The sequence below is a fragment of the Cryobacterium sp. genome (assembly GCF_025463825.1).
GTDB lineage: Bacteria > Actinomycetota > Actinomycetes > Actinomycetales > Microbacteriaceae > Cryobacterium.
In genome coordinates this window covers 1-7299 of the sequence record NZ_JAODBG010000094.1, presented here as the reverse complement: position 1 = coordinate 7299, position 7299 = coordinate 1, and the positions used below count along the sequence as shown (strand labels likewise).

The 7299-nt window shown below is 69.8% G+C and carries 9 protein-coding genes and 1 pseudogene; 8 read left to right on the top strand and 2 right to left on the bottom strand.

Translation table 11 applies throughout. The annotated features are described in order from the left end of the window. Nucleotides 1-1292 (bottom strand): YhgE/Pip family protein (locus JWP54_RS11610; protein ID WP_297372093.1); only part of this gene is annotated, 1292 nt, incomplete at its 3' end. Further along, entirely contained in the window at nucleotides 1289-1633 is a 345-nt protein-coding gene (locus JWP54_RS11605) for a hypothetical protein (protein WP_297372091.1), read from the bottom strand. The genes JWP54_RS11605 and JWP54_RS11610, both read right to left, overlap by 4 nt. A 391-nt stretch (nucleotides 1634-2024) precedes the next feature. Here JWP54_RS11605 and JWP54_RS11600 point away from each other — a divergent pair, with 391 nt between their 5' ends. From JWP54_RS11600 to JWP54_RS11565, 8 genes and pseudogenes are all read left to right on the top strand, one after another. Continuing rightward, entirely contained in the window at nucleotides 2025-2606 is a 582-nt protein-coding gene (locus JWP54_RS11600) for a TetR/AcrR family transcriptional regulator (RefSeq protein WP_297372089.1), read from the top strand. Between the two features lie 10 nt (nucleotides 2607-2616). After that, entirely contained in the window at nucleotides 2617-3042 is a 426-nt protein-coding gene (locus JWP54_RS11595; protein ID WP_297372086.1) for a hypothetical protein, read from the top strand. A 119-nt stretch (nucleotides 3043-3161) separates the two neighbouring features. Continuing rightward, nucleotides 3162-3650 carry a DUF3151 domain-containing protein gene (locus JWP54_RS11590; protein ID WP_297372083.1) on the top strand — a complete coding sequence of 163 codons (489 nt, stop codon included), beginning with the start codon at nucleotides 3162-3164 and terminating at the stop codon, nucleotides 3648-3650. A gap of 3 nt (nucleotides 3651-3653) precedes the next feature. Further along, nucleotides 3654-4940: an adenylosuccinate synthase gene (locus JWP54_RS11585; protein ID WP_297372081.1), complete on the top strand. Its 1287-nt coding sequence runs from the start codon at nucleotides 3654-3656 to the stop codon at nucleotides 4938-4940. Between the two features lie 87 nt (nucleotides 4941-5027). After that, nucleotides 5028-5693, top strand: a complete 666-nt coding sequence (locus tag JWP54_RS11580; RefSeq protein ID WP_297372077.1) for a GNAT family protein — start codon at nucleotides 5028-5030, stop codon at nucleotides 5691-5693. Between the two features lie 91 nt (nucleotides 5694-5784). Beyond that, on the top strand, nucleotides 5785-6726 hold the full coding sequence (locus tag JWP54_RS11575; protein WP_297372074.1) for a DMT family transporter: 942 nt from the start codon (nucleotides 5785-5787) through the stop codon (nucleotides 6724-6726). Nucleotides 6727-6789: 63 nt separating this feature from the next. Beyond that, nucleotides 6790-7194, top strand: coding sequence for a chorismate mutase (locus JWP54_RS11570; RefSeq protein WP_297372071.1), 405 nt, complete (start codon nucleotides 6790-6792; stop codon nucleotides 7192-7194). Further along, nucleotides 7191-7299 (top strand): annotated as a pseudogene (locus JWP54_RS11565) (alcohol dehydrogenase); the annotation flags it as partial. The gene JWP54_RS11570 and the pseudogene JWP54_RS11565, both read left to right, overlap by 4 nt.

Below are 7299 nucleotides of genomic sequence, written 5' to 3'. Positions count from 1 at the left end.
GTGGACGCGGCAGTCGCGCCATCGGCCGCGGCGGCGGCCCCGGCGGCGAGGGTTTCGGCGCCGTCGGCGACCGAGCTGGCGCCGTCGGCGACCGCGGTCGCACCCGTCGCGAGTACGGCGCTGCCTTCGGCGAGCACGCCGATACCGCTCGAGGCTGTCGTGAACGCGGCGGTGGCGTTCTGCACGGCGGTGTCGAGCGGGTCGAGGGCGGCCACGGCGGACGTGATCTCGGCGTCGGTCAGCCCGGCCGTGCGGAGCTGGTCGGTCAGGTTGGTCCTGGCGGTGTCCAGGGCGGCGGAGGCCCCGGTCAGCACGGTGCCGGCGGCGTCGGCCGCGGTGGCGAGCCCGGCGTTGCCGTCCGCCACCTGCCCAGCGGCGGCGGCCAGTTCGGTGGCGCCGGCCGAGAGGGTCTCGGTGCCGGCGGAGAGGTCAGCGGCGCCGGTGGAAACCTGGCTGGTGCCGCTGGCGAGCTGGCCGATGCCATCGGAGAGAGCGGTGGCGCCGGTGGAGACCTGCCCGGCCCCGGTGGCCAGGGCGGCCGCGCCGTCGGAGAGTTGCGTGGTGCCGTCGGCCACTGCGGCGGCGCCGGCGGAGACCTGGCTGGTGCCGTCGGCGACCTGCCCGGCGCCGCTGGCGAGGGTGCCGGTGCCGTCGGCGAGCTGGCTGGCGCCGTCGGAGAGACTGCTGCCGCCGTCGGCGGCCGTCGCGGCGCCATCCGTCAGCTCGGTGGCGCCGTCGGCGGCGTCGACCAGGCTCGAGCGGATGTCGCTCAACCCGATCAGCAGGCTGTCGGCCGCCTGCTCGTTCACCCGGGCCACGATGGCGTCCCGGATGCTCTGCGCGGCCTGGCTGCCGATCGTGGAGGCGAGGTAGCTGTTGGTGTCGTTCGTGGTGAGCGTGATGGTGGCCTGGTGCGGGTCATCCGACGACGACGCGATCGAGCTGGAGAAGTCGGCGGGAATGGTGACACTGAAATCATAGGTGGCGTCGGCAACGCCGGCGTTCGCGGTCACCGCGGTGACGGTGTGCCAGTCGAAGGTGCCGTCGTCGATCAGCTGGTCGGCCACATCCGAACCGTAATTGGTGGTCTCACCGTCGAACTCGCCGCCGGTGTCGGCCACGACGAGCGCCACGGGCACCCGGTCGAGCCCGGCGTACGGATCCTGGTTGGCCCACAGATAGAGGCCGCCGTAGAGCATGGGCACGAGCATCAGGGCGACGAGGGCGACCCTGGACATGGTGGTGGCGGTGAGGCGCGCGAGTTCGGCGCGGATCATGGCGAAGATCTTCACAGGTCGGCTCCGGAGTGCTCGAGGTTGGCAATGGCGTGAGCGGATGCGTCGCCCGCGATGACGAGCACGGCATAGCCGCGTTCGGCGAGATCGCCGGCGATCCGCCACCAGCCGAGCGGGTCGCCGCCGTTCCGGTCGGGGGAGGTGAGCACGATGCTCTCGACATCGTCCCGCAGCACGGCCAGCTCGGTGAGCAGCCGGATCCGCGAGTCGGGGGCGAGGTCAGCCATATTGGCGCGCGCCTGGTCGGCCAGGCCAAGGTCGCCCAGCAACACGGCGACGGCGCGGCGGTGGCCGAGTCGCCCGGCGAACATGAGTTCCTCTGAGACGACCTCCGCCACGGTGACGTCCGCCGCTGGCTCGGAGACGCCGAGGGCGTCGATGAGGGCGATGTGGCGGCGGAGCCGGCATAGTCGGTGCGACCGTCGAGGGTGACCGTGCCGGCGTCCGGCCGCATCCGCCCGGAGGCGATCAGGCCGAGTACTGTGGGGCGGCGTTCGGTCTCGGCGCGGGCCAGAGTGGCGGTGCCGGACTCGAATTCGAGCGAAGTGAGGGGGGAGGGCCGAGTTCTCGGGCCCTTGGTGACGTTGCTGAGCGTGATGCGCATGCGGATGCCTTCGGTGAGGTGGGACGGCGCCCGGGAGCCGGAGGGTACTCCGGTCGGCGTGCTCCATTGCGGCGGGCGCCGAGCACAACTAGACTGACTAGTCAGTACAAAATCGAGGAGTGGACATGACGCCGGTGACCGGAACGAAGCGACTGATTTTTGACGCCGCCCTGCAACTCGCCGGCGAGCGCGGCATCACCGGGACGACCATGGACGACGTGGCCGAGCGCGCAGGAGTCGCCAAGGGCAGCCTGTATTACAACTTCGCCTCCAAGGACAAGCTCTTCGAAGGCCTGCTCCGGGAGGGCATGAGCGCGCTCACCGAGGCTCTGCGCGCATCCCGCCAGGGCAAGACGGGCACGGTCGCCCTCGAGGCCCTGGTCACGACGCTGCTCGGCCGGATCAAGGCGAACACCGCCCTGGCCAAGGTCATCGCCGGGGACATCTTCCGCACCGACCGGGCGTGGCGGGAGACCTCGTTCGCCTTCCGGCACGAGGCCCTCGCGGAATTCGCCGCGGCCATCGACGAGGCTGTACCGGAGGCGACCAGCACCGGCGCCACCGCCCTGATGGCCAGCAGCGTGTTCGGCGCGGCCCTGGTCGCCGGCCTCGAATGGCTCCTCTTCGACGAGGACCGCCCCCAGTCCGAGGTCGTCGCGGCGATCCTGTTCACCTTTTCCGGCCGGCTGGCCCCGGCCAGCCACTAGGCTCCGACACATGAGTGCACTCGATCCCTACCGGCCCGGCGACTCAGGCCCGGCCGCGACCTGGGCTCCCGCCGGCCAGGAACCGGTGCTGGTCCAGTTCGGCGACATCAGCATCTCCGAACACTGGCTGGTCACCCCGGCCGGCAGTGCGCCGCTTCGCGGCACCCAGATCTTCGTCACCGACATGACGAGGGAGGAGCGCTACATCCCCGGCTGGGCCATCGCGTTCGCGATCATCGGGTTCTTCTTCTTCTTTCTCGGGTTGCTCTTCCTCCTGGTCAAGGAGACTCGCAGTAGCGGGTTCATGCAGATCTCCGTGACCAATGGGGCATGCACCTACCAGTCCGCCGAACTGACCCGCGGCAACCGCACCAACCAGCTGTACGAACTGCAGAACCGGGCCAACTTCGCCCGCGGCGTCATCGCCCGCGCCTGACCCCGCCACATCCCGCGAGTCGTGACTTAAGCCCCAAAACGGGGCCCGGCTGCGTGCTCAACTGCCGGTTCGAAGCTCCGCCGGGACTGCCCCCAGGGTGGGTCGCGGTAGGATCTAGTGTGACCGGCGCCAATTTGCTCGACCAGCCCGAGACCCTCCTACCCGCGGAACCGGAGGTGACCGAGGCGCTCAGCCGAACCGCGACGCAGGATTTAGCGAGTGTTGTGGCGGCGCATCCGACCTCGTCCCTGGCCTGGGCGGCGCTTGCGGACAGCACCCACGCCCAGGGCCGCGTGCTCGAGGCGTATGCGTACGCCCGGGTGGGCTACCACCGCGGCCTGGATGCGCTGCGCAAGGCCGGCTGGCGCGGCCAGGGCCCGATCCCGTGGTCCCACGAGCCCAACCGGGGCGTGCTGCGCGCCCTCTTCGCCCTCCGCCGCGCCGCGGCCGAGATCGGCGAGACCGACGAGGTTGAGCGCCTCACCGCGTTCCTCGACGGAGCAGACCCCACCGTCATCCCCCTGCTGCGCTCGCTGCAGGTTGACACCGCGCCCGGCGTCGACCCGGCCCCGCCGACCGCCGCGTTCTTTATCCAAGGAGAAAACTAAGCCATGCCAGCCATCGTTCTGATCGGCGCCCAGTGGGGCGACGAGGGTAAGGGCAAGGCCACCGACCTCCTCGGCAGCCGCGTCGACTACGTCGTCAAGTTCAACGGCGGCAACAATGCCGGCCACACCGTGGTCGTCGGTACCGAGAAGTACGCGCTGCACCTGCTGCCCTCCGGCATCCTCACGCCCGGCGTCACCCCGGTGATCGCCAACGGCGTCGTCGTCGACATCGAGGTGCTGTTCGAGGAGCTCGATGCCCTCAGCTCCCGTGGCGTGGACGTGTCCAAGCTGCGCGTCAGTGCCAACGCCCACGTCATCACCCAGTACCACCGCACCATGGACAAGGTGACCGAACGGTTCCTGGGCAAGCGCCAGATCGGCACCACCGGGCGCGGCATCGGCCCCACTTACGCCGACAAGATCAACCGCGTCGGCATTCGCATCCAGGACCTGTTCGACGAGAACATCCTGCGCCAGAAGGTGGAGGGCGCCCTCGGCCAGAAGAACCATATGCTGGTCAAGGTCTACAACCGCCGCGCCATCACCGTCGACGAGATCGTGGACGACCTGCTCAGCTACGCCGAACGCCTGCGCCCCATGGTCGCCGACACCGCGCTGCTGCTGCACCAGGCGCTCACCGCGGGCAAGACCGTATTGTTCGAGGGCGGCCAGGCCACGATGCTGGATGTCGACCACGGCACCTACCCGTTCGTCACGTCGTCCAATGCCACCTCCGGTGGCGCGGTGACCGGTTCCGGCATCGGCCCGAACCGGATCGACCGCATCATCGCCGTCGTCAAGGCGTACACGACCCGCGTCGGCGCCGGCCCGTTCCCCACCGAACTGTTCGACGAGTCCGGCGAGTTCCTGCGCGCCAAGGGCTTCGAGTTCGGCACCACCACCGGCCGCCCGCGTCGCTGCGGCTGGTACGACGCCCCGATCGCCCGGTACACTGCACGCATCAACGGCGTCACCGATTTCGTGCTGACCAAGCTCGACGTACTCACGGGCCTGGCCACCATCCCGGTCTGCGTCGCCTACGAGGTCGACGGCGTGCGCTTCGACGAGGTGCCCGTCTCGCAGTCCGATTTCCACCACGCCAAGCCCGTCTACGAGGAGTTCCCCGGCTGGACCGAGGACATCACCCAGGTGCGCACCTTCGAGGACCTGCCCAAGAACGCCCAGGACTACGTCCTCGCACTCGAGGCCATGAGCGGCGCCCGCATCTCCGCGATCGGCGTCGGCCCTGACCGCGAAGCGATCTTGACGCGCCACGACCTCGTCGACTAATTTCGCAGCACGCGAACCGGAAGCTGGGCCCCGAAGACACCACGTTTTCGGGGCCCGACTTGCGGCTCGGCAGAGAGGATCGATCCCGTGAGTGCGCACCTGCTCGACGCGAAGCTGCTGACCGGCCGCTTCATCAGCCTGGAGCGGCTCAGCCGCGCCCACCTGCCGGAACTGCACCGGGCCATCGCGCATCCGGCCGTGTTCGCTGGCGGCTACGGCGGCGGCCCGCACGGCCTGCCCGCGGACCTGGACACCTTCGTCGCGTTCGCCGAGAAGTACTACCAGTGGGAATCCCTGCCCTATGCCGTGCGCGTGGTGGCCGGCCCGCACGCGGGTGACCTGGTCGGCACCTCAACGCTGGGCGACATCGACCAGCCCAACGAGGCGTTGCACCTGGGCTGGACCGCATACGCCCCGCAGGTCTGGGGCACCGCGGTGAACCCCGAGACCAAGCTGCTGATGCTCGGTGCCGCGTTCGACCACGGTTTCGGCCGGGTGAAGATTCAGGCCGACGTGCTCAACTCCCGCTCCCGCGCCGCGATCCTGGGCATCGGTGCGCAGTTCGAGGGCATCAACCGGCGGGTGCAACGGCGGGCGGACGGCTCCTGGCGCGACACCGCCGTCTACTCGGTGCTCGCCGACGAATGGCCCGTCGTCGAGGCGGGCCTGCACAAACGCCTGGACGGCTACCTCGGCAAGCCGGTCACCTACAGCGACCCGCGCACCCCGCGCAGCCGGGTCTTGCCCAGCTGATTCCGGTCATCCTGGCGCGATTTTCGGACATCACCATCGATGCCGCCCGAGGCGTGACCGGGCGCCGTGCCCGGTGGGCTAGGGTCGGCAGGTGAGTGATGTTTCGACCCCCCGCAGCCCCCTGGTCGCCCTGCAATTCCTAGGCATGGGCGTGGTCTGGGGCGCCAGCTTCCTGTTCATGAAGATCGCCCTGGACGGGGTGAGCTTCGGCCAGGTGGCGTGGTCGCGCCTGGTGCTCGGCGGCCTCACGCTCGGCCTGATCGTGCTGGCGACCCGGCCCCGGGTGCAGGGCGGGCCGGTGCTGCCGCGCGAGGGAATCGTATGGCTGCACTTCGTGGTGATCGCGATCAGCGGATGCGTCGTGCCGCACCTGCTGTTCGCCTGGGCCGAGCAGTACGTGTCGTCGGGCCTGGCCAGCATCTACAACGCCGTCACCCCGATCATGACCGTGCTGATGGCCACCGTCGCGTTCCGCGTGGAGAAGTTCGGCCGCGAGCGGGTGATCGGCGTGCTGATGGGCATCGCGGGCGTTCTCGTGATCATCGCGCCGTGGCAGTACTCGGCGTTGACCGGCGATTTGTGGGGCCAGGTCGCGTGTCTGGGGGCCGCCACCTGTTACGGCTTCACGTTCGGATACACCCGCAAATTCCTCAGCGGCCGGGCGATCGCCGGAAGCACGTTCGCGTTCCTCAACATCGGCCTGGCCGGCGCGCTGATGGTGCTGCTCACCCCGGTGCTGGCCTGGCAGCCGGTGACGCTGTCGGCGCCGATCGTGCTCAGCCTGCTCACCCTGGGCGTGCTGGGCACCGGGTTCGCCTACATCTGGCACATCAACGTGCTGCGCGCCTGGGGACCCACGACGACCTCGACGGTCACCTATGTCACCCCGGTGGTGGGCGTGGTGCTGGGCGTGCTGGTGCTCTCGGAGACGTTCTCCTGGCACGAACCCGTCGGTGCGCTGCTGGTGCTGCTCGGGATCCTGCTCACCCAGAACCGGTTGCACCTGCCCCTCCGGCTGCCGCGCCCCGCCTGAGCAACTGGCCCGAGGGCGACGGCGCCGGGCGCGGGCATCCGGGCAGTGCAATATCGTAAGGACATGGCTGTAAACGAGGAATTGCCCGCTGACGCGGGGCAGGACGCGATCAACGAGCTGCAGAGCATCCGGCAGAGCATCGACAACATCGATGCTGCGCTCATCCACCTGCTCGCGGAGCGCTTCAAGTTCACCCAGGGCGTGGGCCGGCTGAAGGCCGCGCACGGCCTGCCGCCGGCGGATCCGGCCCGGGAGTTCCTGCAAATCCAGCGCTTGCGCGGGCTGGCCGAAGACGCCAGGCTCGACCCGGCGTTTGCCGAGAAGTTCCTCAATTTCATCATCGCCGAGGTGATCCACCACCACGAGAAGATCGCAGGCGACACCTCCGGAGCGCGCGGCGGCGCGACCCCCTCCGCTGACGACACCCGATCAGCCGGGACCGCGGAGACCGCCGGCCCTTCCGCGTGAGCTGGGCCCCCGCCGCACTGCCGGACCAGTCCGGCCGCACCTTCGTCGTGACCGGCGCCAACGCCGGGCTGGGCTTCTTCACGAGCGAACAGCTCGCCGGTGCCG